This window comes from Stenotrophomonas sp. G106K1 (assembly GCF_037969685.1).
GTDB classification, from domain to species: Bacteria; Pseudomonadota; Gammaproteobacteria; order Xanthomonadales; family Xanthomonadaceae; genus Stenotrophomonas; species Stenotrophomonas lactitubi.
Map to the genome: position 1 here is coordinate 202,589 of NZ_JBBPFR010000005.1, position 26,417 is coordinate 229,005.

Annotated in this window: 22 protein-coding genes and 1 pseudogene; 9 read left to right on the plus strand and 14 right to left on the minus strand. The window is 67.2% G+C overall.

All coding sequences use genetic code 11. From position 1 onward, the window contains the following. Positions 1-26 precede the first annotated feature (26 nt). Positions 27-540: pseudogene (locus tag WKB25_RS07460) on the plus strand (cation transporter). A 114-nt stretch (positions 541-654) separates the two neighbouring features. Beyond that, positions 655-1,089, plus strand: a complete 435-nt coding sequence (locus WKB25_RS07465) for a RidA family protein (protein ID WP_340569760.1) — start codon at positions 655-657, stop codon at positions 1,087-1,089. A gap of 97 nt (positions 1,090-1,186) precedes the next feature. Here the strand turns inward: WKB25_RS07465 and WKB25_RS07470 are convergent, their stop codons facing one another. The 3 genes from WKB25_RS07470 to WKB25_RS07480 are packed head-to-tail and all read right to left on the minus strand — an operon-like array spanning position 1,187 to position 2,879. Beyond that, a complete protein-coding gene (locus WKB25_RS07470) occupies positions 1,187-1,411 on the minus strand; it encodes a hypothetical protein (RefSeq protein WP_340569761.1) in 225 nt (74 codons plus the stop codon). Next, entirely contained in the window at positions 1,396-2,109 is a 714-nt protein-coding gene (locus WKB25_RS07475; RefSeq protein WP_340569762.1) for a glutamine amidotransferase, read from the minus strand. The genes WKB25_RS07470 and WKB25_RS07475 overlap by 16 nt, the downstream gene beginning before the upstream one ends. Further along, entirely contained in the window at positions 2,106-2,879 is a 774-nt protein-coding gene (locus WKB25_RS07480; RefSeq protein WP_340569763.1) for a YggS family pyridoxal phosphate-dependent enzyme, read from the minus strand. The genes WKB25_RS07475 and WKB25_RS07480 overlap by 4 nt, the downstream gene beginning before the upstream one ends. Positions 2,880-2,954: 75 nt before the next feature. Here WKB25_RS07480 and ptsJ point away from each other — a divergent pair, with 75 nt between their 5' ends. Further along, entirely contained in the window at positions 2,955-4,238 is a 1,284-nt protein-coding gene (gene ptsJ / locus WKB25_RS07485) for a transcriptional regulator PtsJ (RefSeq protein WP_340569764.1), read from the plus strand. Positions 4,239-4,244: 6 nt separating this feature from the next. On the opposite strand, the gene WKB25_RS07490 is transcribed toward ptsJ, so the two are convergent. From WKB25_RS07490 to WKB25_RS07520, 7 genes are all read right to left on the minus strand, one after another. Beyond that, positions 4,245-4,751, minus strand: a complete 507-nt coding sequence (locus tag WKB25_RS07490) for a hypothetical protein (RefSeq protein ID WP_165377437.1) — start codon at positions 4,749-4,751, stop codon at positions 4,245-4,247. Positions 4,752-4,833: 82 nt separating this feature from the next. Next, complete coding sequence (locus WKB25_RS07495; RefSeq protein ID WP_340569765.1) at positions 4,834-7,944, minus strand: error-prone DNA polymerase; 3,111 nt, start codon at positions 7,942-7,944, stop codon at positions 4,834-4,836. A 5-nt stretch (positions 7,945-7,949) separates the two neighbouring features. Continuing rightward, entirely contained in the window at positions 7,950-9,359 is a 1,410-nt protein-coding gene (locus tag WKB25_RS07500) for a DNA polymerase Y family protein (protein ID WP_340569767.1), read from the minus strand. A gap of 9 nt (positions 9,360-9,368) precedes the next feature. Continuing rightward, positions 9,369-9,983, minus strand: a complete 615-nt coding sequence (imuA, locus tag WKB25_RS07505; protein WP_340569768.1) for a translesion DNA synthesis-associated protein ImuA — start codon at positions 9,981-9,983, stop codon at positions 9,369-9,371. A gap of 337 nt (positions 9,984-10,320) precedes the next feature. After that, positions 10,321-11,328, minus strand: coding sequence for a cyclase family protein (locus tag WKB25_RS07510; protein ID WP_340569769.1), 1,008 nt, complete (start codon positions 11,326-11,328; stop codon positions 10,321-10,323). A 36-nt stretch (positions 11,329-11,364) separates the two neighbouring features. Beyond that, a complete protein-coding gene (locus tag WKB25_RS07515; RefSeq protein ID WP_340569770.1) occupies positions 11,365-12,015 on the minus strand; it encodes a DsbA family protein in 651 nt (216 codons plus the stop codon). Between the two features lie 92 nt (positions 12,016-12,107). After that, entirely contained in the window at positions 12,108-13,058 is a 951-nt protein-coding gene (locus tag WKB25_RS07520) for a LysR family transcriptional regulator (protein ID WP_340569771.1), read from the minus strand. Between the two features lie 106 nt (positions 13,059-13,164). Between WKB25_RS07520 and WKB25_RS07525 the strand changes: the two genes are divergently transcribed. After that, positions 13,165-14,043, plus strand: coding sequence for a sterol desaturase family protein (locus tag WKB25_RS07525; protein ID WP_340569772.1), 879 nt, complete (start codon positions 13,165-13,167; stop codon positions 14,041-14,043). A gap of 8 nt (positions 14,044-14,051) precedes the next feature. Here WKB25_RS07525 and WKB25_RS07530 read toward each other — a convergent pair whose 3' ends face one another. Both WKB25_RS07530 and WKB25_RS07535 read right to left on the minus strand, forming a co-directional pair. Further along, entirely contained in the window at positions 14,052-14,756 is a 705-nt protein-coding gene (locus tag WKB25_RS07530) for an AraC family transcriptional regulator (protein WP_340569808.1), read from the minus strand. Positions 14,757-14,880: 124 nt separating this feature from the next. Next, positions 14,881-15,315, minus strand: a complete 435-nt coding sequence (locus WKB25_RS07535; protein WP_100552795.1) for a glyoxalase — start codon at positions 15,313-15,315, stop codon at positions 14,881-14,883. Positions 15,316-15,651: 336 nt separating this feature from the next. On the opposite strand from WKB25_RS07535, the gene WKB25_RS07540 reads away from it, so the two are divergent. Then, complete coding sequence (locus tag WKB25_RS07540; RefSeq protein WP_340569773.1) at positions 15,652-18,447, plus strand: glycoside hydrolase family 3 C-terminal domain-containing protein; 2,796 nt, start codon at positions 15,652-15,654, stop codon at positions 18,445-18,447. 51 nt (positions 18,448-18,498) lie between these two features. On the opposite strand, the gene WKB25_RS07545 is transcribed toward WKB25_RS07540, so the two are convergent. After that, positions 18,499-19,395 (minus strand): LysR family transcriptional regulator, encoded by an 897-nt coding sequence (locus WKB25_RS07545; protein ID WP_340569774.1) that lies wholly within the window; start codon positions 19,393-19,395, stop codon positions 18,499-18,501. Between the two features lie 104 nt (positions 19,396-19,499). Here WKB25_RS07545 and WKB25_RS07550 point away from each other — a divergent pair, with 104 nt between their 5' ends. From WKB25_RS07550 to WKB25_RS07565, 4 genes are all read left to right on the plus strand, one after another. Next, the gene (locus WKB25_RS07550) at positions 19,500-20,858 is read left to right on the plus strand and encodes an MFS transporter (RefSeq protein ID WP_340569775.1); all 1,359 of its coding nucleotides are present in this window, start codon (positions 19,500-19,502) and stop codon (positions 20,856-20,858) included. Beyond that, a complete protein-coding gene (locus tag WKB25_RS07555; RefSeq protein WP_340569776.1) occupies positions 20,858-21,244 on the plus strand; it encodes a DUF4440 domain-containing protein in 387 nt (128 codons plus the stop codon). The genes WKB25_RS07550 and WKB25_RS07555 overlap by 1 nt, the downstream gene beginning before the upstream one ends. Before the next feature lie 156 nt (positions 21,245-21,400). Continuing rightward, positions 21,401-23,311 carry a CocE/NonD family hydrolase gene (locus WKB25_RS07560; RefSeq protein ID WP_340569777.1) on the plus strand — a complete coding sequence of 637 codons (1,911 nt, stop codon included), beginning with the start codon at positions 21,401-21,403 and terminating at the stop codon, positions 23,309-23,311. A gap of 170 nt (positions 23,312-23,481) precedes the next feature. Continuing rightward, positions 23,482-25,308 (plus strand): hypothetical protein, encoded by a 1,827-nt coding sequence (locus tag WKB25_RS07565; RefSeq protein ID WP_340569778.1) that lies wholly within the window; start codon positions 23,482-23,484, stop codon positions 25,306-25,308. A 59-nt stretch (positions 25,309-25,367) separates the two neighbouring features. Here WKB25_RS07565 and WKB25_RS07570 read toward each other — a convergent pair whose 3' ends face one another. Further along, positions 25,368-26,321: an AraC family transcriptional regulator gene (locus tag WKB25_RS07570; protein ID WP_340569779.1), complete on the minus strand. Its 954-nt coding sequence runs from the start codon at positions 26,319-26,321 to the stop codon at positions 25,368-25,370. Positions 26,322-26,417 lie beyond the last annotated feature (96 nt).

A 26,417-nucleotide genomic window follows, 5' to 3' on the forward strand; every position in this document is an offset into this window, starting at 1 on the left:
CGGTATGGTCGGCCCTTCGGCGAACGATGGATACCGCGCGCGAGCAACGCATCCTGAAGTTCTCGATCGGGGTCACCGTGGCGGTCAGCGCGGTCGGCTTCATCGGTGGCCTGCTGGTGGGATCGCAGGCCATCCTGTTCGACGGCATCTACAGCCTGGTCGACGTAGCCCTGACCCTGGTGTCGTTGTCGGTGCTGCGGCTGGTGGCGAGGGAGCACAGCCCGCGCTTCCAGTACGGCTATTGGCACCTGGAGCAGATGGTCGAGGCACTGGGAGGAGTGATCCTGTCGTTGGCCTGCGTGTACGCGCCTGATGCAGGCGTTCGTGGCCGGGCATGGCTATGCCGGCTTCACCAGCCATGTGGCGAAGATGGAACGGATGCGGTTCATCGAGATCCACATCCTGACCTCGCCGTCGCCCCTGCTGGGCACGGTGGGCGAAGTGGATGCGATGCGCGATGAGATCGCGGTACGAATGGACGCGCGCAGCAGCACGTTCTGGCTGACGATCGATTTCGCCGCGGATCCGGCATGGACCTGATGTTGTTGCCGCCGATCGTTGCGTGCGGTGGACCGCTCTGTTGCATGCAATTGCTTTGACCTCAACAGCAGTTGAGGTCGCAGACTGCTTCGCATTCCCCACGAGGCATGCGGTATGAACCTGCTGACCACCCCGGACTTCAGCCATGGCCTGCTGGATCTGTTCGATCCGCCCGGTCTATACGATCCCAGTGCCAACGGTTATTCGCACGTGGCGGTGGTACGACTGCCGGCGCGTGTGATCCACATCGCTGGGCAGGGGGGCGAAGACGAGCAGGGAACCCTGTCGCCCAGCTTCGAGGAGCAGGTGTCGCAGGCACTGGACAATCTGCAGACCGCGCTGCGCTCGGCCCATGCGGATCTGACCGATGTTGCGCGACTGCGGATCCTGGTGGTAGACCACGATGAGGACCGTCTGGGCATCATCGCGCGCCAGGTGCGGCGGCGCTGGGCCAATCGCCCGGCACCGACCTGCACGCTGATTCCGGTGCCGCGGTTGGCGTTGGACGGAATGCTGTTCGAGATCGAGGCCGAGGCCTACAGCGCCTAGCGCAGAGAGTACTCCACCGAGTACTCCACCAGCACCCCCGTTCCTGTGGCGCCTCCGCCAGCGCACTGCGGCAATGGAAGCTGCATCACCTGCTGGGTCAGAGATCGCGGTACTGGATCTGCGCGGCCAGCACGCGCAGGCCATCGGCGGTGCTGGAGAGGATGCGCTCCTCGCCGATGCCCTTCTGCCGTTGCAGGATGAAGCCTTCGGCAGCGGGCAGGCGTGCGGCGATGGCATCGATGCGTTGCAGCGCGTTGGGACCGTCGCAGTCGACATGGCCCCAATGGATGCCGTTGTGCTGGATGGTCAGGCGGTAGTGCATGGGCGGGTCTCCGGCAGGTCGTGCAGCCACTGGTGGAACATCGCGGTCGCCGCGGCCGCTAGCGGCCCGCCATAGCGACGGGCGTGCGTGCGCAGGTCGACGGGATCGATGCCGGTCTCGGCCAGTTCCAGTGCATGGCCGATCAGCCAGCGCTCGAACTGGCGCGCATCCAGTTCGGGATGGCATTGCAGCGCGAGTGCATGGTGGCCGATGGCGAATGCCTGGTGGCGACAGGCGGGCGTGCTGGCGAGGCGCCGCGCGCCCACCGGCAGCTCGAAGGCTTCGCCATGCCAGTGCAGCACCGGGATGCCCTGCAATGCCTGCAATGGCGAGCGCTGGCCCTCATCGGTGAGCAGCAGCGGTGCGAAACCAATTTCCTTGCCACCGGTGGGGGCGACGTCGGCGTGCAGGGCGTACGCCATCAGCTGGGCGCCGAGACAGATGCCGAGCGTCGGCCGCTGTTGCTGCAACCGACGCTGCAGCAACGCGATGCTGTCGGCGAGGAACGGATAGGCAGCTCCATCGTTGACGCTGATCGGCCCCCCCAGCACCACCAGCAGATCGGCATCTTCGGCGGCATCGAGTGCATCCACGCCTGCCTGCAGGACCTGCACATCCCACCCTTGCGCGAGCAGCAGCGGGTGCAGGGTGCCGAGATCTTCAAAGGCCACGTGCTGCAGGGCAACGGCGCGCTTCATGCCGGTGCTCCCGGGGTGGGCCAGTAGAAGCTGTCGGGCGTGGAGCGTGCACCGAAGATCGCCTGGCCGACACGGACGACGGTGGCGCCTTCCTCGATGGCGACTTCAAAATCACCGGACATGCCCATCGACAGCTGCGACAGGTCGATGCCGGCCGGCGCTGTCTGCTGCAGCTGCTCACGCAGCGTGCGCAGGCGCACGAAGCAGGCGCGTACGCGTTCCACCTCGGGGGTGAAGATGGCAAGGGTCATCAGGCCACGCACGCGCAGGCGGTCGAAGGCGGGCAGCTGCTGCACGAAGTCGGCCACCGCGGCCGGCTCCAGGCCGTATTTGCTGGGCTCGGCCGAGGTGTTGACCTGTACGAACACATCCAGCGTGCGGTCCTCCAGCAGCAGCCGCTGCTGCAGCGCCTCGGCCACGCGCAGGCTGTCCAGCGCCTGGAACTCGCTGGCGAAGCGTGCGACGTAACGGGCCTTGTTGGTCTGCAGGTGGCCGATGACCGACCAGTGCACGCCAAGGTCGGCCATGGCCTCGGCCTTGCGCTGCGCCTCCTGCACCTTGTTTTCGCCCAGCTCGTGGCAACCGGCGGCTACGGCCATGCGGATGCGTGCTTCATCGACGGTCTTGCTGACCGGCAGCAGGCGCACGCTGGCCGGATCACGACCGGCGCGGGCACAGGTGCTGGCGATGCGCTGGCGCACGGTGGCCAGGTTGGCGGCGATCTGTTCGACGGACCGGGCGACAGGCCAGTCGGCGGGGGCGAGGGACATGGGGCACCTCCGGTGCGGGGTGGCCAGGGTGGGATACACTGGCACAGGACAATAGATAGTTTGGCATAGGACAAAATGAAAATCACCGGAAGCAACGCCGAAGCGATCTTCGACAGCATCCGCGAGGGCATCGGTAGCGGCCATCTGGCGGCGGGCAGCGTGCTGCCGCCGGTGCGGGAGCTGGCCGATCAGTTGGGGGTCAACCGCAATACCGTGGCCGCCGCCTACAAGCGGCTGGACGCGGCGGGCCTGGCCAGTACGGCGGGACGTCGCGGCACGGTGGTGCGCGGCCTGCCAGCGACGATGGCACGCGAAGGCAGTGCGCCGGGACTGGCCCTGCATGATCTGGCCGGTGGTAATCCGGATCCGCGCTGCCTGCCCAGCCTGCGCGTAGCTGCGACGGCCTCGCGCCTGTATGGGGTGGAGACGGTCGATCCACGCATGCAACGCCTGGCACGAGCCTCGCTGGATGCCGATTGCCCGCCGGGCTATGCCTTGGAGCTGACCCACGGCGCGGTCGATGGCATCGAGCGCTTGTTGTCGGCGTGGCTGCTGCCGGGGGACCGCATCGCAGTGGAGGATCCCTGTTTCCTGGGCAGCCTCAATGTACTCGGTGCGGCCGGACATGCGCCGTTGCCGGTGGCGGTGGATGCGCACGGCATGCAGGTGGAATCACTGCGGCAGGCATTGGATGCAGGCGCACGCGCGGTGCTGCTGACCCCGCGCGCGCACAATCCCACCGGTGCCAGCCTGGACGCGAAGCGTGCACGTGCGCTGCGCCAGTTGCTGGCCGGCTATCCGCAGGTGGCGGTGCTGATCGACGATCACTACGCACTGCTCTCGCAGCAGGCCTATCACTCGGTGTTGCCGATGGACGGTCGGCGTTGGGCGTTGCTGCGTTCGTTGTCCAAGGCGTTGGGCCCGGACCTGCGAGTGGCCTGGCTGGCCTGCGATGAGCAGACCGCGGCGCGCCTGCGCCTGCGCTTGGCGGCGGGCACCGGCTGGGTCAGCCATCTGTTGCAGGATGCGGTCAGTGCGGTACTGGAGTCGGCGCAGCAACGGGCGAAGGTCGCTGCGGCCGGTGAACGCTACCAGCAGCGGCTGCAGGGTCTGCAGGCCCTGCTGCAGGCGCGTGGACTGCCGACACCCATGCCGATGGAGGGCTTGAATCTGTGGCTGCCACTGCCGGCCGACAGCACACCGCAGGTGCTGGCGCTGGCGGCGCGTGGCTGGCATGTGCGTGGAGGTGAAGTCTTTGCCGTGGCTGCACCGGCGCATGGGCTGCGCATCACCTGTGCGGCACTTGGACCGCAGCAGCAGCGTCGGATGGCCGATGACCTGGCGGCGGTGATGCGCTGAGCGTGCTCAGGGCGCGGCGCTGGCGCCCGGACGCACGTAGTAGGACTGGCCACTGTCGTCGAGGAACACCAGCTCCGGCTTGCCCTGCCAGGAACTCAGCATGGCGCCGGTGTTGTTCTGGTGCTTGACCATCAGGCTGGCGCCGCGGTCCGGGTTGGCGACCACTTTGAAGACTTCGGTGGTGCCGGTGGCATCGTCAAGGGTCAGCAGCGCTTCGCCACCCCGGTCGCTGGTGCCATAGCCGCCGCGCTCGGAACCATCGGGGCCGAGCAGGATCACGCCGGACAGGGCGGTGGCACGCGGCCCTTGCGGGCGGCCCTGGCTGAGGGGATCGGGGACCGGTGCACCGAGGATCACCCGCGGCTGGCCGCTGGCATCGTGGATGATCAGGCCACGCGCTTCGATCACGCGTTGCGGTGACTGGCTGCGATGCAGGTTCCAGGCGGTCCAGCCGGAAACGAGCAACGCGAGTGTGGCGACCACCAGGGTGGTCAGGGTCAGGGCACGAGCCATTGTGTATTCCTTCCTTGGACGTGGCCGACGATAGCGGAATCCGGTCGATCGTGGCCAGTTCGTTGTGTGACGATGTGTATCGTCAATGGAAGTCGCGGCTGTGGCTGCGCAGTCCCTGCAGTAGTTCGTCCAGGCAGTGCATGCGCTGCACGATCACATGCTGCACGCCATCCACGCGTTCAAGTCGGCCATCGATCTGCATCAGCTGCGTGTCTACCAGGATGTGGTGCTGGCGGTCGGCCAGATGTCGCCAGACCACGGCGTTGACCATGCCGGTTTCATCTTCCAGGGTAAGGAAGGTGACGCCGCTGGCGGTCTGCGGGCGCTGGCGCATGCGTACCAGGCCGGCGATGCGTATGCGCCGGCCATGGCCGTGGTTGGCCAGCTGCGCGGCATCCAGGCAGCCGCGGGTTCGCAGCTGCGCGCGCAGGAATGACATCGGATGGCGGCCAAGGGTGGTGCCGGTGCTGCGGTAATCGGCCTGCATGTCTTCCCAGGCGCTGGGCAGGGGCAGGGCCACGCGTGCTTCGGCGGTGGCGCGGGCCTGGTCGAACAACGGCAGGCGGTTCTCCACGCCGGAGATATCCCAGCGTGCACGGTGGCGATGGCCGCTGAGGCCGCGCAGGGCGCCGGCATCGGCGAGCAGGCCCTGCTGGCGGCGATCCAGTGCGGTGCGCTGGCAGAGGTCGCCGACATCGTCGAACGGGCGCCGCGCGCGTTCGCGCATGATGGCCTGCGCGGCCGGTTCGCTGCAGCCATCGACCAGGCGCAGGCCGAGGCGGATTGCCGCCGCGCCTTTGCTGAAGTCCAGCGTGCAGTCCCAGTCGCTGTGGCGCACGTCCACCGGCAGTACGGTGATGCCATGCCGGCGCGCATCCTGCAGCAGCTGGTCGGGGCTGTAGAAGCCCAGCGGTTGGCTGTTGATCAGGCTGGCGGTGAACGCGGCCGGATGATGGCACTTCAGCCAGCAACTGGCATAGGTGAGCAGGGCGAAGCTGGCGGCGTGGCTTTCGGGAAATCCGTAATCGCCGAAACCCTTGATCTGCTCGAACAGGTGCTCGCCGTATTCCAGGCTGAAGCCGTTTTTCAACATGCCGGTCAGCAGTTTTTCGCGATGGGGCTCCAGGCCGCCACGACGCTTCCAGGCGGCCATCGAGCGGCGCAGGGCATCGGCTTCACCGGCGGTGTAGTTGGCCGCATCCACCGCCAGCTGCATCACCTGTTCCTGGAACAGTGGCACGCCCAGTGTGCGCGCGAACACGCGTTCCAGTCGCGCTGGATACAGCGGGTTGTCCGGGTCGTTCAACGCATCCGGGCCCTGTTCACGCAGGATCCGCCGGCGTTCCAGGTAGGGGTGGACCATGTCGCCCTGGATCGGGCCGGGGCGCACGATCGCCACCTCGATCACCAGGTCATAGAAATTTCGCGGCTGCATGCGTGGCAACATCGCCATCTGCGCGCGCGATTCGATCTGGAACACGCCGATGGTATCGGCGGCGCAGATCATGTCGTAGGTCCTGGCATCTTTGGAGGGAATGGCATCCATCCGCCCTGCATGCAGGCCATGCTGCTGCAGCATCGCCAGGCATTTGCGGATGGCGGTGAGCATGCCCAGCGCCAGGCAGTCGACCTTCATCAGGCCGGTGGCGTCCAGGTCGTCCTTGTCCCACTGGATGACGGTGCGGTCGGCCATCGCCGCGTTCTCTACCGGCACCAGGGTCGACAGCGGGTGTTCGGAAATCACGAAGCCACCCGGATGTTGCGACAGGTGGCGCGGAAAATCGATCAGCTCGGCGGTCAATGCCAGCAGCCGTCGCATCAACGGTGTTTCCGGATCAAAGCCGCGCTCGCGCAGGGTCTCCGGCAGCGGGATGTTGCCGCCCCAATGATCCATCGCCGCGCCCAGCTCGTTGACCTGGTCCATCGGCAGGCCCAGCGCACGGGCGACATTGCGGATAGCACTGCGTCCACGGTAGCTGATCGCCACCGCAGTCAACGCGGCACGCTCGCGGCCATAGCGGTTGAACACGTACTGCAGCACTTCCTCGCGGCGCTCGTGCTCGAAGTCGATGTCGATGTCCGGTGGTTCATCACGCTCGGCGGAGATGAAACGCTCGAACAGCAGGTTGCTGCGCGCCGGGTCGATCTCGGTCACGCCCAGTACGAAACACACCGCCGAATTGGCGGCCGAGCCGCGCCCTTGGCACAGAATGCCCTCGTTGCGCGCGAAGCCTACGATGTCCTGCACGGTGAGGAAGTAGGACGCGTACTGTTTCTTCGCGATCAGGTCCAGCTCGTGTTCGATCTGCTCACGTTGCGCGGGCTCGATGCCCTTTGGCCAACGCCAGTGAATGTTTTTCTCGACCAAGGCGCGCAGCCAGCTGTCCGGGTCGTGGCCCTCGGGTACCAGTTCGCGCGGGTAGGTGTATTTCAGCTGGTCCAGGGTGAAGTGGCAGCGTTCGGCGATGCGCAGGGTTTCAGCCAGCAGTTCGGGCGGATACAGCTGGGCCAGTGCGGTGCGCGGGCGCAGATGGCGCTCGCCATTGGCAAACAGACGCCAGCCGGCCTCGGCCACGCTGCAGCGGTGGCGGATCGCGGTCAGCGTGTCCTGCAGGGCGCGGCGCCGACGCACGTGCATGTGCACGTCGCCACTGGCGACCAACGGCAACTGGTGGCGTTCGCCGAAGGCCTGCAGCTGCTGCAGCCGGCGCGTGTCGTCGTGTTCGTGGTGCAGCTCCACCGCCAGCCACAGGCGCTGCGGAAAACAACGGCGTAGCAGTTCCAGTTCGGTGGCCGCCGGTTGCCGGTCCAGCCACAGGCACAGCAGGCCCTCGGGGAGCTCATGCAGATCCTCGCGCAGGCAGCGGTATTCACCCTTGGCTGCCCGCCGGCGGCAGGTGGTGATCAGCTGGCACAGCCCCGCATAGGCGGCCTGGTCGGTGCACAGCAGGGCCAGCTTCGGTCCGTCCTCGACCTGGAATTCGGCGCCGACGATCAGTGCCACGCCGTGTGCCTTCGCCGCCTGCCAGGCACGCACGATGCCGGCCAGCGAGCATTCGTCGGTGATCGCCAATGCGCGATAGCCCTGTCCGGCCGCGCGTGCGAACAGCTCCTCGGCGATGGAGGCGCCACGCTGGAAACTGAAGGCCGACAGGCAATGCAGCTCGGCGTACCCGGGCAGGTCGATGTGCATGGGGATCAACCGAACCAGCCGTGCAACATCCACGGCGCATGCGGATCATTGCGCGTGCGGAAGGCCCAACCACGCTGGCCCTGCGCGGTTTCCAGCACGTAATAGTCGCGGCGCGCGTCGGCCTGGTCCCACCAACCCGATTCGATCCGCTCCGGCCCGGCGACGATACGCAGGCGCGGATCGCGCAGCGGCTGCGGCGTGTCCAGCAGCCAGCCGGGACGCAGCGGCCAGTACGCCGGTGGCTTGGCCGGTGGCTGGGTGCCACTGGCGCGCTCGGGGCGGTGGTCGGCCTGCACGGCCAGCGGCTGCACGGCGTCATCGCCAAGGCGGGCACGCAGGCGTTCGCGCAGCTGGGTCCATGGCATCGCTTGCGCCGGACGCGTGTCGAACAGATCGCGCGCGGCCGGCACGAACGGCGGCAGCTGCTCGGCCTGCAGGCGCAATGCACGGCTGCCGGCGGGCAGGGCGAAGGCTTCCATGCGGTTGCGCGCGATCTCGAACAGCAGCGCCGCATCGCGTTCGGGGGCCAGCAGGCCGATGGTCAGCACGCTGGCCGGCAGCAGGTCGTGTTCGAAATGCAGGTCGAAACGCTGCACGCCGCCATCGCGCGAACACAGGAACGCGGCCAGGTCCAGCAGCAGGCGCCGCAGCGGGAACAGCAGGGCCTGGCTGGATTCGATCTCGTATTCGAATTCGATGCGCGCATCGAACCGGTCCGGCGGCTGGTAATAGCGCAACGGCGCGTTGCCCAGGCCGCGCACGGCATCCAGTTGCTGCAGCACCCCGGGGGCGAAGCGGCGGGCCAGGCTCTCGCGTGGCAGGTTGAAGGCTGCGCCCAGCGTGCGCAGGCCTGAGCGTGCCAGCACGGTCACCGCATCAATGGGCAGGCCACTACGCGCCAGTGGCAGCTGCGCCAGTGCGGCGGGCAGTTGCTGCGCGTCGATGCCAAGGCCGTCGTGCACATTGGCCAGCACGCGCGCGGCATGCGGGTTGGGGGCGGCGACCAGGCGATGGCGGAAGCCCAGTTCGTGCAGGCCGTTGCGCAGGCGTTGTTCGATCGTCAGCCAATCGCCGAACAGGGCACGGCTGGCACCGATCTCCAGCACCAGCGCATGCGGGAAATCGAGGCTGACCAGCGAACTGGTGGCATACAGCCAGCTGGCCAGCAACTGCCGGGTGTGCTGTTCGGCGCTGGGATCGTAGTCGTGCAGCTGCAGGTCCTGCACCAGCACCTGCGCGGCCGACAGCAGCATGCCCGGGCGCAGCCCCGCTGCCCGCGCGGCAGGGCTGACCGCACGCAGCACACGACGCTGCGCCGGCCCCTGCAGCAGCACCAGCGGCCGCCGCGGATCGGGCTGCAGGCGCAGCACGCTGTCCAGCGCCAGCTGCGGCAACAACAGGCAGGCCCAGTGCATGGCGCGGCCTCAGTGGGCGATGGCCAGCGGCAACGGCTGCGCCGGTGGCAGCCCGCCGCGGCACTTCAACACCCGCACCTGGCCGTGGTCGAGCTGCAGGCGCAGGCTGGCCGGGGAGGGATTGCGGGCGGCGCGGGCTTCGCGGAACACGAAACCCAGGCACTGGCCACTGTCGGCGGCAACCTGCAGGCGGCGCAGGGCGCGATCGTCGGCCTGCTGCGGCCAGCACAGCACGGCGGCGCAGGCAGCAGAGCGCAGGCACTGCTCGGTCGCCCACAGGGCCTGCTTTGGTGCAGCGTGGATGATCTGCATCTGGGCCAGGTCGAGCCCGGCAGCGGCCCATGCCGGGGCATGCGGCCGGTAGGGCGGGGCGACCAGCACGATCGGCCGTTCGCGCTGGCTCAGCTTTGCCAGCGCCGGCCAGACCAGGGCCAGTTCGCCGACCCCGGGTGCGGCCTGCAGCACTTCGCACAGCCCGCTGGCTGGCCAGCCACCGCCGGGCAGGCGCGCGTCCAGCGCCGGGTGACCACTGGCCAGATGGTCGCTGGCCTGGCCCTGGCGTGCCGGCCCGCGCCAGACCTGGCGGCCGTCCAGCAGGCGGTCGAGGGCGACGACGGCACCCATCAGCCGGTCCTCCGAGGGAGGCGCCGGGCTGGCGGCAAGCGACAGGAGTGGGCGGGAACGGCAGGCATGGAGCGAGTATCGACAGACCGATATCAGGGGCTGAGATCGGACATGCTACTCGGCTTGTGAGTAATATTACTAATGAAATCAGAGGGTGGGGTTTCAGCTTGCTGAAGAAGGTAAGGCATCCACGCATGGCGTGGATCTACTGGGGGAGTCGGTGGCCTGGATGCGGGGAAGGCGGCCTTCCCGCAGTAGATCCACGCCATGCGTGGATGGGAAAAAGACGGTGCCGACCAAGGCCGGCACCGCCGCACCCCGGTCCGGCGCTATCGGGTCATGGGCGTACCGGCAGGGCCACCGGGCGCAGCGGGGCGGCGTCGCCACCGCGGATCTTCAGCGGGCCACCGATGAAGGCGAACTCGTAGACCTTGTCGCGGGCCAGTTCATCCAGCGCCACCAGTTCGATGATCGGCGCGCCCTGCTGCGCCAGCAGGTAGGTGTGCAACGGCACGTAGTCGTCCGACACTTCGGAGGGGAAGGTCTCGAAGCTGAGGTTGTCGGCGCCGACGATCATCGCGCCGCTGTCCTCGACCAGGAAACGCGCCGCATCCAGGCCCATGCCCGGCGGGTTGGCCATGTAGGCCCTGGGCTGTTCGAACAGGCGCATGCGACCGGTGCGGATCAGCACGATGTCGCCCTGTTGCAACTGCACGTGCTGGCGCGCCAGCGCATCCTTCAGGTCCTGGCGGGTGACGCGGTAGCTGTCCGGCAGCATGTCCATGCCCTTGGCACCGGCCACGTCGATCAGCACGCCACGGGCGATCAGCGGCGGGAATTTTTCGATGCCGGTAACGTTCCAGCCGCGGTCGCCGAGGTGCTTGTCGGCCTCGAAGCCATTCCAGATCTTTCCATGGATGCCGAAGTGGTTCAGCGCATCGATGTGGGTACCGGTGTGGCTGTACATCGAGAACGCGGTGCCGGTGTAGCTGCGGGTGAGGTTCATCGTCTCGCCCACGCCCATCGGGTCGTCCATCACCGTGCCGCGCGGGGTGTGGGTCATCCAGAACTGGTAGTGCGGGTCGCCGGCATCCTGCCAGCTGGGCATGCCGACGTAGTACTCGGTGGCCAGATCGTAGGCCTTGCCGCCGCTGACCCGCGACAGGATCGCCGCGCGCGATGCCTCGGTGATCAGGTTGAGGCGGCCGATCTCGTCCTTCGGCCCCCAGGGGCTGGTGCCGACCTGCTGGCCGGAAGGAACGCGTTCGTGTGCGGATACGGGAATGCTGACGGCGGCGCCGGCCAGCAGCAGGGCCAGGGCGGTGCCCAGGGTATGTGGGGTCATGGGAAATCTCCTTGCAGGGTGGGGGAACGGCGCGGCTCAGGCCGCGACCAGCGGCGCCAGGGCTTGGCGCAGTTGCGGCAGCGGCAGGGTCTGCAGGCGCAGACCGTTACCAGTGATGACGGTGGGAATGGAGCGGATGCCGAGCGCGGCAGCTTCAGCGCGGTCGGCCTGCACACGCTGGCGCACCTCATCGCTGCGCATCCGGTCGGCGAAGACGCCACGCCGATGACCCAGGTACTCGGCGATATCGAGCAGAACTTCGGCGTCGCCGATGTTGCGGTGCTGGTGCAGGTGTGCCCACTGCACGGCATCGAACATCACGCCGTGCGCGTCGTTGCCGCCCATCAGCCCGGCGGTCTGGCAGGCCAGCGCACCGAGCCAGCCGGAGGGATACTCGAAGTGCTGGGCACGCATGCCGTCGATGTCGATGCGCGTGCTGTCGTCGTGCGCGGCGCAGTCGGCCCAGTGGCGCAGGATGATGGCCTTGGCGCGCGGCATCGAGCCGAACACCTCGATCATCTGTTCGCGCGAGTCCTGCAGCACGAAGCTGCGGTGGCGGACCTGGATGCCGAATTCGGTCGAGACCTGCAGCAGGCGCGGGGCCAGCACGAAGCACCAGCCGCAGACCACGTCATGGAAGAAATCGACCACCGGTGCGGCGGTGGTCAGCGAAGGAGAGGCGATCATCGGCCTGCCGTCCGTGAGAGGGGAGGCGGCAGAGTAGGTGGCGCCGGCGGGCCGAAACAGCACGCGGCGGGCAGCTCAGTTTTCGCTGGCGGTTACGAATCCAGGCCGGCGCAGGCGGGCAGCTCGGCGTGCAGGAAATCGATGAAGGCGCGTACCTTCGGTTGCAGGTGGCGCGCGGTGGGGTAGACCGCGTAGACGAACCGCGGCGGATAGCGATGGTCGGGCAGCACCTGCAGCAGCTCGCCTCTGGCCAGTGCCGGTGCGGCCAGGAACGAGGGCAGCGCACCGATACCGACGCCGGCGACCAGCAGGTCACGCAGCAGCAGGCTGTTGTTGGCGGTGACCCGTGTCGGCAGGGTCACCGTGACCTGGCCATCGGGGCCGAGCAGCGGCCAGCTGCCGGGTGAATCGGACAGGCTGTAGCCGAGCACGCTGTGCGCCTGCAGTTCCTCCACCACCTGCGGTGCCGGATGGTGCTGCAGGTAGGACGGCGCCGCGCACAGCACCTGCTGCAGCGACGCCAGACGGCGTGCGACCAGCCGCGAATCTTCCAGCTCGGCGCGGATGCGCAGGGAGACATCGAAGCCTTCGCCGACCGCATCGAGCAGCCGGTCTTCCATCACCAGGTCGAGCGCAAGCTGCGGATGCTGCTGCAGGAAACGTGGCAGCAGCGGCGACAGCGTGCTCAGCGCGAACGACTGCGGTGCATTGACGCGCAGGCGTCCGCTCACTTCACCGCGCTGCTGGGCGATGCCGCGCTCCAGGGCGTCCAGCTCATCGAGCAGGCGGCAGCATTCGCGGTAATAGGCATGGCCGGTTTCGGTCAGGCTCATGCGGCGGGTGGTCCGCTGCAGAAGCACTACGCCAAGGTGCGTTTCCAGCGTGCGCAGCTGCTTGCTCAGCCCGGCTGGCGACAGGCCCAGGTCTTCGGCGGCACGGGCCAGGCTGCCGCGTTCGACGATGCGGCGGAAGGCGCGCATCAAGGTGAAGGAGTCCATGCCGGTCCCGGCCGCAATGAGGTCGCCATTGTAGATCCACGTCATGCGTGGATGGACGACGCAGGGGTTGCGCCGTTTGTTCAAGCCGACAGTCTGTACGCCCCGCCAACATGCAGGCCCCTCACTTCCCGGGTTGCCCATGAAGAATTGGATGCTCCGCCTGTATGCCCCGTTGTTTCTGCTGGGTTTTGTCACTGCCGCCATCGTATGGGTTGGTCACCATCACGGTGACCCGTTGTGGCTGCTTGCCTTGCTGGTTGTCGCCATCGCGATGGCGTTCGCTGCCGAACGGATGTGGCCATATGACCCGGCGTTCAACCACGACCATGGCGACCGCCTGCGCGACGTCCTGCATGCGCTGGTCAATGAAAGCCTGAACCTGCTGTCGATCGCCACGGTGCCGCTGCTGGCGGCGATCGTGCCCTGGCACATCTGGCCGATGCAGTGGCCATTCGCGCTGCAGGTGCTGGTGGCGATCATCGCGGCTGACCTTGGCATCACCCTGGTCCACTACGCCAGCCATCGCATCGGCTGGTTGTGGCGGCTGCATGCGGTGCATCACAGCGTGACCCGCATGTACGGTTTCAATGGATTGATGAAACACCCGCTGCACCAGGCCGCCGAAGCAGTGGGCGGCGTATTGCCGCTGCTGTTGCTGGGAATGCCGATGCCGGTGGCCGCAGTGCTGGCGTTTGCCATTGCGATCCAGTTGTTGCTGCAGCATTCCAACGTGGACATGCGCCCGGGTGTGCTGGGCAGGGTGATGGCATGGGCGCCGCTGCATCGCTTCCACCACATCCGCTATGGCACTGCGGGCGACGTCAATTTCGGCTTGTTCCTGACCGTGTGGGACCACCTGCTGGGGACGGCGTTCGACGCACCGGGCTATCGGCTGGGGCAGCGTGATCTGGGCATCGGCAGCCAGCCGGACTATCCGCAGGCGTATTCCGCACAACTGCTGGCGCCGTTCCGCGAGCTGCCGCATGGCGATGTGCCGGAGCTGCCGGAGGGCCTGCGCAGGCGCGGTTGATCGGGGCGTCAGGCCGCGTGCAGCTGCAGGCCCTGCAGTTGTGCGGCGCCGATGCCGAACATACGGCGCAGGTTGCGCGAGAGATGGGGAAGGTCGGCGAAACCGGCGGCATGTGCGCTGTCGGTCAGGCTGTGCCCACGCAGATGATGCGCCAGTGCGCTGCGCAGCCGTTGCCATAGCACCCAGCCGCGCAGGGTCACGGCCAGGTCGGACTGGAAGCGCCGATGCAGCTGGCTGGTCGACAGATGCGCGGCCTCGGCGATATCGGCGGCCGGCACCGGGCCGGGCAGGTGCTGGGTGATGCGGGCCAGCGCCGCCTGCACGCGACGGTCCAGGGGCTGCGGGCGACTCAGCCGTGGCAGCCACTCGTGCAGCTGCGCGGCATTGCCTGGCAACGACTGCAGATGCTGCTGGATCTGTTCGAGGTCGGCATGCGCCGGTTCGAGGAACACCGTGCAGCCGTCAGTGGGAGCCGACAGGATCGCGTGCGGCTGGAAGGAGGGCAGCCACACGCGCCGGCCCTGCTGCGGAACGCCATCGATCTCGACCTGCCAAGGCGCGCCTTCGCTCAGCAGCAGTTGATGGGCGTAGTGCGCATGCGCAGCGCTGTCACCGGCGTGGCCCTGCAGCACGGCAACGTGTGCATCCAGCAGCAGGGTGCCATTCCAGGGCAGAGCGGGGGAGGACATGGGGGAATTGTAGATCCACGCCATGCGTGGATGGCGCAGGTAGAGCAGTAGATCCACGCCATGCGTGGATAGCGGTCATGGTGCCGCACGGCTCCGGGTGCAAGGCATCCACGCATGGCGTGGATCTACTGAGGTGGGGCGCGCCACCTCAGCGCCCCTGCGGGTCCGGCCGGTGGTGCACGTACTCGACCACGGTACCGTCGGGATGCACCGCATTGAACGCCGCACCGGTGGGCACCACCTGCAGCGGGAAGATGATCTCGGCGCCAGCGGCCACCAGCTTGTCGTGATACGGCCGAACGTCGTCGACCAGCAACGTGCCCGTTGTCGAAGTGAAGGGCGCCAGTGCCTCGTCGCAGCCTTCGATCAGCAGGAACGCACCGACCATCGCCAGCCGCAGGCCCGCCTCGGGAAACGGAAAGCCGGCATCGGCGACCACACCCTGCAGCTGCTCGTAGAAGGCCACGCTGCGTTCCAGCTCGCCGGGGGCGACGAATACCCGGATCAGCACGCGCGGGCTGCGCTGGCTGGAGGTGTCACAGCGGTCGCGCCAGAGATGGTCGAAGTCGCGATGTACGGTCATGGGCTCGATTCGTCGCCGGGGAGATCCATTATCGGCAGCCTCGCGCGGCCCGCTGATGACCGCCGGTGATGGGCTGATAACCATCATGCAGGTAGCGCCTGTGACTTAGGTCCTGTTGACAGCGATGAACGCCCTCGCACACTCTTCACATGATGGGTCGCCCTGCGCGGCCCGGACAGGCAGGTTGTCACGCACGGGAGGAGGGTCCCGCGCGCAGACCGGTCCGTCCTCTGGCCTGCAAGGCGTTGCCCGGCAACGCATGCGCGGCATGACGCTGCACCCTTCGGCGGCACTTTCCCTGGACCGATTGCCTTGGCAACGGAATTACGCCCGCCGATGAAAACGTTTACAAAGCCGCTCGCCCTGTCCCTGGCCCTGTCTGCCGCACTGGCCACCCCGGCCTGGGCCGACTCCGCCGCCTTCACCGTGCTGACCCTGGAGCAGGCGCCGGCAGCGGACGCGATGCCGGCCCTGGCTGCCCAGTTGAAGACCCTGCAGGTGGACGCGGTCAGCGTTCGCCAGGTACAGCGCGGCATCGGCCAGGTCGATCCGCTGCAGCTGCTGGCCGATGGCCTGGGCTACCAGTACCGCTTCATCGCCGCCGGCAAGGATGATGGCCAGACCCAGCACGGCCAGGCCGTGTTGACCCGGCTGCCGATCGCTGCCGAATCCGGCCCGGACCAGCCGGGCCTGAACTACCTGCGCCTGGATGACGGCCGCCATGCGGTGGCGGTCTACACCGACGCAGGCGCCGGTGCCACGCAGCTGCCGGCGCTGGTGTCGCGTTCGCGGCTCGGCGCCCCGGCGGTGCTGCTCGGTGCGGTAGCCGGTGAATCGGCGAAGGCTGCCGGCTTCGACCCGGCACGCGTGGCTCTGGAAGCCGATGCCAGCTATTTCAGCGATGGTTTCCAGGCTGCCAGCAGTGCGCCGTTCAAGGTGGAAGGCAGCACGCTGCGTGCGACCCTGTTGACGCTGGCTTATGCCGCCGACAAGGGAGGCGAGCAGCCGTGGATGGACACCACGCTCACTGCCGATGCGCGCGCTGCGCTGTTGCTGAAGGCGATGACCGAGGACGAGAAGTTCCAGATGCTGCACAGCTACTTCGGGCTGGGCAAGGATGGCGGCAAGCTGCCGCAAGGTGCGGTGGGTTCGGCCGGTTTCGTGCCGGGCGTGGCGCGCTTGGGCATTCCTTCGCAGCAGTCGGCCGACGCCGGCGTGGGCGTGACCAATCCGGGGGGTATCCGCCCGGGTGATTTCGCCACGGCTATGCCGTCGGGCCCGTCCACGGCGTCCACCTGGAACCGCGGTGTTGCCTTTGCCGGTGGCGCAACGATGGGTCGCGAAGCCTGGCAGCAGCGCTTCAACATCCTGCTGTCCGGCAGCGTCAACCTGCAGCGTGACCCGCGCAACGGCCGCAACTTCGAATACGCCGGTGAAGACCCGCTGCTGGCCGGTTCGATGGTCGGCGCGGTGATCCAGGGCGTGCAGAGCCAGCACGTGATCTCCTCGATGAAGCACTTCGCGCTGAACGACATGGAGACCCGCCGCAACTTCCACGACGTGCGCATCGGCGAACAGGCCATGCACGAATCGGACCTGCTGGCGTTCGAGATCGCGCTGGAAGCCGGTCGTCCGGGCGTGGCGATGTGTTCCTACAACAAAATCAATGGCACCTACGGCTGCGAGAACGGTTACCTGATGAACCAGGTGCTGAAGCAGGAGTGGAAATTCCCCGGTTTCGTGATGTCCGACTGGGGCGGCGTGCACAGCGGTTCGAAGGCGGCGCTGGCCGGCCTGGACCAGCAGTCCGCCGGTGAAGTGTTCGATGCGGCGGTGTTCTTCGATGAGCCGCTGCGCCTGGCGGTGCACGGCGGCGTAGTGCCGCAGGCGCGCCTGAACGACATGGTGGCGCGCATCCTGCGCACGATGTTCCTGCACGGCAACTTCGACAACCCGCCGCAGCACCAGAAGGTCGACGCCGAGGCCGGTTTCGCCGTGGCCCAGCGCACGGTGGAAGAAGGCAGCGTGCTGCTGCGCAATGAAGGCAGCCTGCTGCCGCTGGCCGACAGCGCCAAGCGCATCGTCATCATTGGTGGCCATGCCGACAAGGGCGTGATCGGTGGCGGTGGTTCGTCGATGGTAGGCGTCACTGCCAAGGGCACCAATGCGGTGCCGGGCGTGCTGCCGACCACCTGGCCGGGCCCGGTGATCTTCCATCCGTCTTCGCCGCTGGAATCGCTGCGTGCCGCGCGTCCGGATGCCACCATCACCTATGTGGACGGCACCAATGCTGCCGCTGCAGCCAAGGCTGCTGCACAGGCGGATGTGGCCATCGTGTTCGCTACCCAGTGGGCCGCCGAATCGGTGGACCTGCCGGACATGCAGTTGCCGGACAACCAGGATGCACTGATTTCGGCAGTGGTCAAGGCCAACCCGAAGACCGTGCTGGTGCTGGAGACCAACGGCCCGGTGCGCACGCCGTGGCTGGCGCAGGTGCCGGCGGTGCTGCAGGCCTGGTACCCGGGCATCCGTGGCGGTGAAGGCATTGCCGCGCTGCTGACCGGCCAGGCCAATCCGTCCGGCCGCCTGCCGGTGACCTGGGTAGTGGACGAATCGCAGCTGCCGCGTCCGCACATCGATGGCCTCGGTTTCAAGCCGGCCAAGCCGTTCGGCGATGTGTTCGATTTCGACATTGAAGGCGCCAACGTCGGCTACAAGTGGATGGCAGCCAAGGGGCTGACCCCGACCTTCGCCTTCGGCCACGGCCTGTCCTACACCTCGTTCGCCTATGAAAACCTGAAGGTGAGCGTGGAGGGTTCGCGTCTGGTCGCCAGCGTCGACATCCGCAACACCGGCAAGCGCGCGGGTGCAGATGTCGCCCAGCTGTACCTGAAGCTGCCGGCCGGCAGCACCACGCCGATCCGCCTGATCGGCTACGACAAGGTGAACCTGCAGCCGGGCGAGCAGCGCCGCATCCGCATCGAAGCCGAGCCGAAGACCCTGGCCCATTACGATGCACAGGCCCGCCAGTGGAAGATCGATGGCGGCACCTACCAGGTGCAGCTGTCGCGCAATGCTGCCGAGCCGCTGCAGAGCGTGGACGTGCAGCTGGTGGAGCAGGTGCTGCGCTGATACGGCGCGGTCCTGATGCTTGAAGACACGGCCCCGAAAGGGGCCGTGTTTTCATGTTCCAAACCACACGCGCAGGAAATCGATCAGCTGCCGCACCTTCGGCGAGGGCTGGTTGCTGTGCGGGTACACCGCGTAGACGCTCTGCTGCGGAAAGCGGTGCTGGCGCAGAACGGGTCGCAGGCGGTCGTGGGCGAGGTCATCTTCGATCAGCCAGCGCGGCAGCACGGTGACGCCTGCACCGGCCACGGCGAACGCGCGCAGGCTGCTGGCCCCATCCACGCGTACCACCGCGTTGCCCGGGTTGGTGGCGAACAGGGCATCGCTGCCATCCGCTGCGACCACCGGTACATCGGCCAGGCGCGGATAGCCCAGACGGGGCAGGGTGCCGAGCAGCGCCGGGTCATCGACGGCATCGGCAGACGGCAGGCGCGCCAGCAGCGACGGAGCGGCCACCGCACACAGTGGGTGCCGTTCCAGTTCACTGGCATGCATCCCCGAGTCCGGCAGGCGGCCGAGACGGATCGCCAGATCGAAGCGTTCGGGAATCAGATCGGCCGGTGCCGGTGAGGTCGCTAGATGCAGCACCAGCGCTGGATGCTGCGTGCGGAAGGCTTCCAGTGCCGGAATCAGCCGCAGCTGCGCGTACTCCGGGGTGGTGGTCAGGCGCAGCATGCCCTGCAGCTGATGCTGGTCGCGGCGTGCGGCATCGATCGCGGCCTGCGCGGCATCCAGCGCCTGCACGCAGTGCTGCAGGAACTGTTCGCCGGCCTCGGTGAGCGCCAGGTGACGGGTACTGCGCAGCAGCAGGGTTACCCCCAGCTCCTGCTCCAGCCGCTTCAGGTTGAAGCTGACCACCGCACGGCTCAGGCCCAGGCGCTCGGCGGCGGCGGTCAGGCTGCCGGCCTCGACCACGGCACGGAAGATATCGAAGCGATCGAGGCTGACCATGGTGGCTCATTGTCAAAACAGATTTGACAGTGTTGCAGCTGCCGTCGTGTTTTTCCAACAAGGCTGGTCCGCCATGCTGGCACCTTCGTTGCTGGAGCCTGCTGATGCCTTCCCCGCGCCTGCGCCATGAGGCGATCTTCCTGCTGGTGTTCGCCCTGGACCTGGTCAACATGTTCATCGCCACGGTGGCCTATCCGGCGCTGGCGGCCGAGCTGCATGCGGACGTCGGTACCCTGGCCTGGGTTGGCACCGCCTACATGCTGGGCCTGAGCGTGGTGATTCCGCTGGCACCTTGGCTGGCCGCGCGCTGCGGTGAGCGTTGTCTGCTGCTGGTTGCCTTGTTGCTGTTCGCGGTGGCCGCGGGCCTGGCCGGCGCCGCACCGTCCATTGGCTGGCTGCTGGGCTGGCGATTGCTGCAGGGGTTGGCCGGTGGCCTGCTGATTCCGGTGGCACAGGCGGCGGCGTACCGGCAGTGCACCCCTGAACAACGCGGTGCGCTGACCCGGCGCATTTTGCTGGTGGCGTTGCTGGTGCCGGCACTGGCACCGGCCCTTGGCGGTCTGCTGGTGCAATGGTTGTCCTGGCGAGGCGTGCTGTGGGCCAGTCTGCCGCTGGCGGTGCTGGCGATTGCCCTGGTGCTGGCGTGGATGCCGGCTGATGGCCGGCGCAGTGCGCCGCGCCTGCAAGGCTATGCGCTGACCACCGCGATGTCTGCGCTGGGCGCGTTGCTGCTGGCGCTGACCTGGCTGGGTGAGCCCGGCCATCGCTTCGCCGGTGCAGGGTTGCTGCTGCTGGCGGTGGTGCTGGCCATCGCCCATCTGCGCCATGCGCGCCGGCAGCCGCAGCCCCTGCTGCGCTGGTCGCTGCTTTCACACAGTGGCCTGCGCATGGCGATGCTGGTGTATCTGGCAGTACCGGGCGTGTTCATCGGCAGCCAGTTGGCCAGTACCCTGCAGTTGAACCACGCCGGTTACAGCGCCGCGCAGATCGGCGCACTGATGCTGCCGTGGGCGCTGGCTTCGGCAATGGCGATCACCGGCAGCCGGCGATTGATGGCGCGCTTCGGGCCGGGCACGGTGCTGCGGCTGGGCATGGTCCTGCAGGCCAGCGGTCTGCTGTTGATGGCGCTGCAAGCACAGCCATCGTTCGTGCTGGCCGTGATGCTGTTCGCCCTGATGGGTGCGGGTGGCAGCCTGTGCAGCAGCACCGCGCAGACGCTGGCGTTCCATGGTGTGGACGCGGAGGCGCTGGGCGATGCCAGCGCGCTGTGGAATCTCAACCGCCAGCTCAGCTTCTGCCTGGGTACCGCCGCCATCGCCCTGCTGCTGGCCCTGGCCATGCAGTGGTGGCCGGCGCATGCCACCGGCGTGGCGCTCGGCCTGGCTGCGGTACTCACCTTGTTGCCGCTGGCGCTGCTGCGCCGGTCGCAGCTGCATTCCCTTTCCACTCCGGAGACTGCTTGATGGACAAGACTGCCGAACACGAAATCCATTTTCTGCACGACAAGCTGCAGGCCTGGTTCCGCGCAGAGGCCGCGGCCGATGCGCTGGACGATCTGATGATGCATTTCTGCGCGGACTTCAGCATGGTGGGCATTGCCGGACGCAGGTTGGACCGGAGTGCAGTGCAGGCGCTGTTCGCGGGCGGCCACGGTGCACGACCTGGGTTGCAGATCGCCATCGAGGCTGTGCAGGCGGTGGAAGCGCCGTCGCCGCTGGCGGTGCTGCGCTACCGCGAGGGACATGCCATTGGCGAGGGAGAAACCACATGGCGGGAATCCCTGGCGGTGCTGCGGCAGGAAAACGGTCGCTGGCACTGGCTGGCGCTGCATGAGGTAACGGTGGCGTGATGGATCCGCCGGGCATGGCCCGGCGAGCGCAACGGCAGCAGCCCGCACATGTGCCATCAGTCCTGCCTGTAAACGCCGCAGAATGCAAAGCAGGCACGCGCTTTGCCGGGTGCTACGGGAGTAGGCTGGGGCCTTTCCTGCCGGGAGGTGATGTCCATGCGTGTGCGTGCCGTTGCTGTTGCCGTAGCCCTGAGCCTGTCCAGCACCGTGCTGGCCGCCGACACGCCGCCGATGACCCCGGATATCAGCGAAAAACCCTTCGTCGCTCCCGATGTGGGCCGCGACTACGACAAGCGCGTGGTGATGGTGCCGATGCGCGATGGGACCAAACTGTATACGGTGATCGTAGTGCCCAAGGGCGCCCACAACGCGCCGATCCTGCTGACCCGCACACCGTACGACGCCGCCGGCCGCGCCAGCCGCAGTGATTCTCCGCGCATGCGCGATCTGCTGCCGCAGGGCGATGAAGTGTTCGTCGATGGCGGCTACATCCGCGTGTTCCAGGACATCCGTGGCAAGTACGGCTCCGAAGGCGACTACGTGATGACCCGGCCGCTGCGCGGGCCGTTGAACGGTACAAAGGTCGATCATTCCACCGATGCGTGGGACACCATCGATTGGCTGGTCAAGCATGTGCCGGAAACCAATGGCAAGGTCGGCATGCTCGGTTCATCGTATGAAGGTTTCACCGTGGTGATGGCGCTGACCGATCCACACCCGGCACTGAAGGTGGCGGCGCCACAGAGCCCGATGGTCGATGGCTGGATGGGCGACGACTGGCTCAACTACGGCGCCTTCCGCCAGGTCAATTTCAACTACTTCGCAATGCAGACCGAGAAGCGCGGCAAGGGCACGCCGCTGCCGTCGCTGGGCTACGACGATTACAGTACCTTCCTGCGCATCGGTTCGGCCGGTGACTACGCGCGCTTCACCGGCGTGGACCAGCTGACCTGGTGGAAGAAGCTGGTGCAGCACCCTGCATACGATGCGTTCTGGCAGGGCCAGGCGCTGGACGAGGTGATGGCGAAGACGCCGCTGAAGGTGCCGACCATGTGGCTGCAGGGCCTGTGGGACCAGGAAGACATGTGGGGTGCCAACCATGCCTACCAGGCGATGGAAGGGCGCGATACCGGCAACACCCACAATTACCTGGTGATGGGGCCGTGGCGGCACAGCCAGGTGAACTATGACGGCAGCCAGCTGGGAGCGCTGAAGTTCGACGGCGATACCGCGCTGCAGTTCCGCCGCGACGTGCTCAAGCCGTTCTTCGACCAGTACCTGGTGGACGGCGCACCGAAGGCCGATACGCCACCGGTGCTGGTCTACAACACCGGTGAAAACCATTGGGACCGCCTGCAGGGCTGGCCGCGCAGCTGCGAGAAGGCGTGCGCGACAAGCAGCAAACCGCTGTACCTGCGCGCCGGTGGCAAGCTGGCGTTCCAGGCACCGGCGGCGGGCGAGGGCGACTTCGAGGAATACGTGTCCGATCCGGCCAAGCCGGTGCCGTTCGTACCGCGCCCGGTGCGCTTTGGCGACCGCGACATGTGGACCACCTGGCTGGTCAAGGACCAGCGCTTCGTCGATGGACGGCCTGACGTGCTGACCTTCATCACCGAGCCGTTGACCGCACCGCTGCGCATCGGTGGCACGCCGGTGGTGAACCTGCAGGCGTCCACCAGTGGCACCGACAGCGACTGGGTGGTGAAGCTGATCGACGTCTATCCGGACCAGGAGGCATCGACGCCGGAGATGGGGGGCTATGAGTTGCCGGTGTCACTGGCGATCTTCCGCGGCCGTTACCGCGAGAGCTTCAGCGATCCCACGGCGCTGGTGGCCAACCAGGTGCTGCCGTACCGCTTCGACCTGCCCAATGCCAACCACACCTTCCAGAAGGGCCACCGGGTGATGGTGCAGGTGCAGTCCAGCCTGTTCCCGCTGTACGACCGCAACCCGCAGACCTATGTGCCGAACATCTACCTGGCCAAGCCGGGTGATTACCAGAAGGCCACGCAGCGGGTATGGCACAGCGCCGCGCAGGCCAGTTACATCGAACTGCCGGTGTATTGAGCGGACTCTGCCCGGATGGATGCCGGCGCAAGGTCGGTATCCGCCTGTGCAACGGAAATGCTTCGATTGCATCGTTCACCAGCATCGCATAGCGTGCAGCGCTGCTCGTCATGGTGTGAACGATGAAAAGGATGTTTCTCTGCTGCGCGCTGTCAGCCTGCGGTGTGGCAATGGCCGCTCCTGGTGCCTTCGCACCGCAGCTGAGCGGTTTTGAAGGCGACCCACTGCTGGGGGCGGACGGTCGCCTGCGGGTGGCACCTGATGGCTCGAGCATCATTCCGCTGGGACCGGATCGCTGGTACCGCAGCGACTGGTACCAGCAGACAGGTAACGGCAACGCGCAGCGTTCGCAGTGGTTCGATGATGAAGGCCGGCTGCTGCACACGTCCACGCGAGGCATCCGCTACGGCGACCGTCTTGAAGGCAGCGATCTGCTCTGGAAAATCGAGCTGCGCGACGAGCAGGGCGGTTATCAGGGGACCGGCCTGGCCGATGCGCAGGGAAAGGTGCATTTCCCCCCGATGCGCGAGGCTGGTGATTGGATGGTGATTGCGCCTGATCGGATGGCCTGGCAGGGGCGCGATGGCGGCGCACGCATCTTCAGCCTCGACGGTCGCGAAGTCCTGCACATCGATGCGCAGGAGATATGGGTGGGCGGACCCTTCGCAGATCGGAAGGTGTACGTGATCTGCGGCGACTATGAAATGGCCCCATGCCGCGTGCAGGATGAGAAGGGCGCGGTGCTGCTGAGTGGCAACTTCGACGAGGCGCGTGCAGCGGGCGACGATGGCTGGTGGCTGCGACAGCTGGATACGTGGGCGCGTGTCGATGCGGCGGGTGCACGCGTTGACCCGGCGCTGTACCAGGGCGCGACGTTGTGGCCGCGTTATCGCAGCAGCGTCAGGTTCGACCGCGCCGCAGACAGGCCACTGGAGGTTCGCCGCCATGCCAATGGCCTCGACAGCGACGCGCCCGAGCGCGGCTGGCTGCTGGATGACGGCCGTTTTGTGGCGCTGCCCGCATCCGCCACCGGCATGATCGTGGACTATTGCCCGGGACGCTGGCTGCTACGCGGTGAAGACGCGGGCGAGTCGATAGTGGATGCACAGGGGAGGGTGGTCGCGCAGGCGCGCTCGTTGGGTTTCAACGATCACCCGGCATTTCCCTGGCGGCTGCGCAATGCCCATGACGGCGCCGGCGCGGCGATCCTCGATTGTGATGGCAGGGTGCTGTTCGAGCAGGCGGACGTGGTCGACTACCGTGCGACCGACGCCGGTGTGCTGGGCACGCTGGCGGGTGAACGATCACCGCGTCTGTGGATAGGTGCTGATCTGCAGCCGCATCTGGTGCCCCCCGGCCTGTGGCTGCGGGAAGACTACATCGCTGTGCCGCTGCTGGTGCTGGACGATGACGAAGGCAACGCTCACCTCTACAACACGCAGCTGGAAAAGCTCGTTGCGGTGTCCTTTGGCTCGGCCGAGGAACTGACCGCCACGCAACTGATCTTCCTGCGTGACGGCAGCTACGGAATGATGTTGGCCGACGGGCGGGAGGTGTTGCCGCCCCTTTACACGCAGATCCTGCCGATGTCAGCCGAGCGGATCTGGACGCGGCAGTACGTCGGGCGCGATGGCGACTGGAAGAACGAGATCACCCTGTTCGATGGCAGCCAGCGCGTGCTGGTACGCCGCAGGTTCGAGTCCGGTGGAATGGGCAAGGTGGCTGCGCGCGAAGGTGGCGATGGTGTGCCTGGGATCCTCGACCTTTCGCTGGGCAGCATGACCGTGGATGGGATGAGCTATGGATTGCGCCAGTGGCTGGGACGTGACGGCGAGGTGCTGGCCAGTGCTGTTCACTGCACGGCGGAGCAGCGGGGGAGTGAGGCTGACTCAGGTGTCCTGCTGGGCCGCGGTTGGCGTGTGGACAGCGATCCGAAGCGCCCCTGCTACGTGCCTGCAGTGGTGATGCAGGCGGCGCAGGACAGCGGCATCCGCTAGCGATTCACACTGCGTCGGACCTGCCAGCGTCCGGCGCAGCCAAAGCATGCATCGGCGGCTCAGCCGACCTTCGAAGGGCCGGTGCGCCAGCGGCTGGGCACCAGCCCGAAGCGCTTGCGGAATGCCGCGGCGAAGTTGCTCGGATGACGATAGCCGGTTTCCGCCGCCGCGCGCTCGACGCTCCAGCCGGATTCACGAAGGCCCTGCTCGGCGTGACGCATGCGCTGTTCGTGCAGGTAGTCGAATACCGAGCAGCCATACACCTGGACAAAGTGCCGGCGCAGCGCGCTGGGGCTCATGCAGGCCAGCTGGGCCAGCTCGACCAGGCTGTGCGCGTGACCGGGCTCGTCGTGCAGGAAAGCTCGCACGCGTTCCAGCCGGCTGCGCTGTCCGCTGCGCAGCATGCGTGCACCTTCAACCTGCAGATCATCGGCCTGCAGGCCGGTGGACAGCAGTTGCAGGGCAATGCCCTCGCGCCACAGCGCGTCCAGGCCGTCCTGCCAGGGGCTGTCGAACAGCTGCGCGAGGGGCGGCAGCATCGCATGTGGAATCGCCCAGTGCCTGCATTCCATGTGTGAGCCCAATGCCCGCTGCAATTGCGGTTGCCGCAGCAGGTCCGGGTCCAGATCGGCTGGCACCATCAGGCTGATGCCACGCAGGCGGGTATTGCCCGGATGCACGCCGACCATCGCCACGTGGTCACGGTGGCTGGTAGTCACTGCGGTGCCTGCGCGCAGGCTGAAGTCACGACCGTTGGGAACCTGCACGTCGACCTGTCCCTGCAGCATCACGCGGATGACCAGGCCGGGCCGTTCGTGCGCTGTGGCGGTATAGGCGATGCGGTTGCGCACGTCCGATGCGAGCAGGCTCATGCCCCCGCGCAGGGTCTGCTCGTGCAGGTCGCCGTGACCGGCCCACTGTTCTTCGCGCAGGTGGCTTGGATCGGCACGGTAGTCATAGCCGTGTCGCTGGCCAAAACGGCGGTAATCGGCAAACGTGAAATATCGGGACATCGCTCGGCGCTCAACCATAGATGATGGGTGCCGGCGCCCAGTGGCCCGCACGTTCCATCGTGCACCTGCAGCGCGGATCGGTCCTGCGCTTTCAGA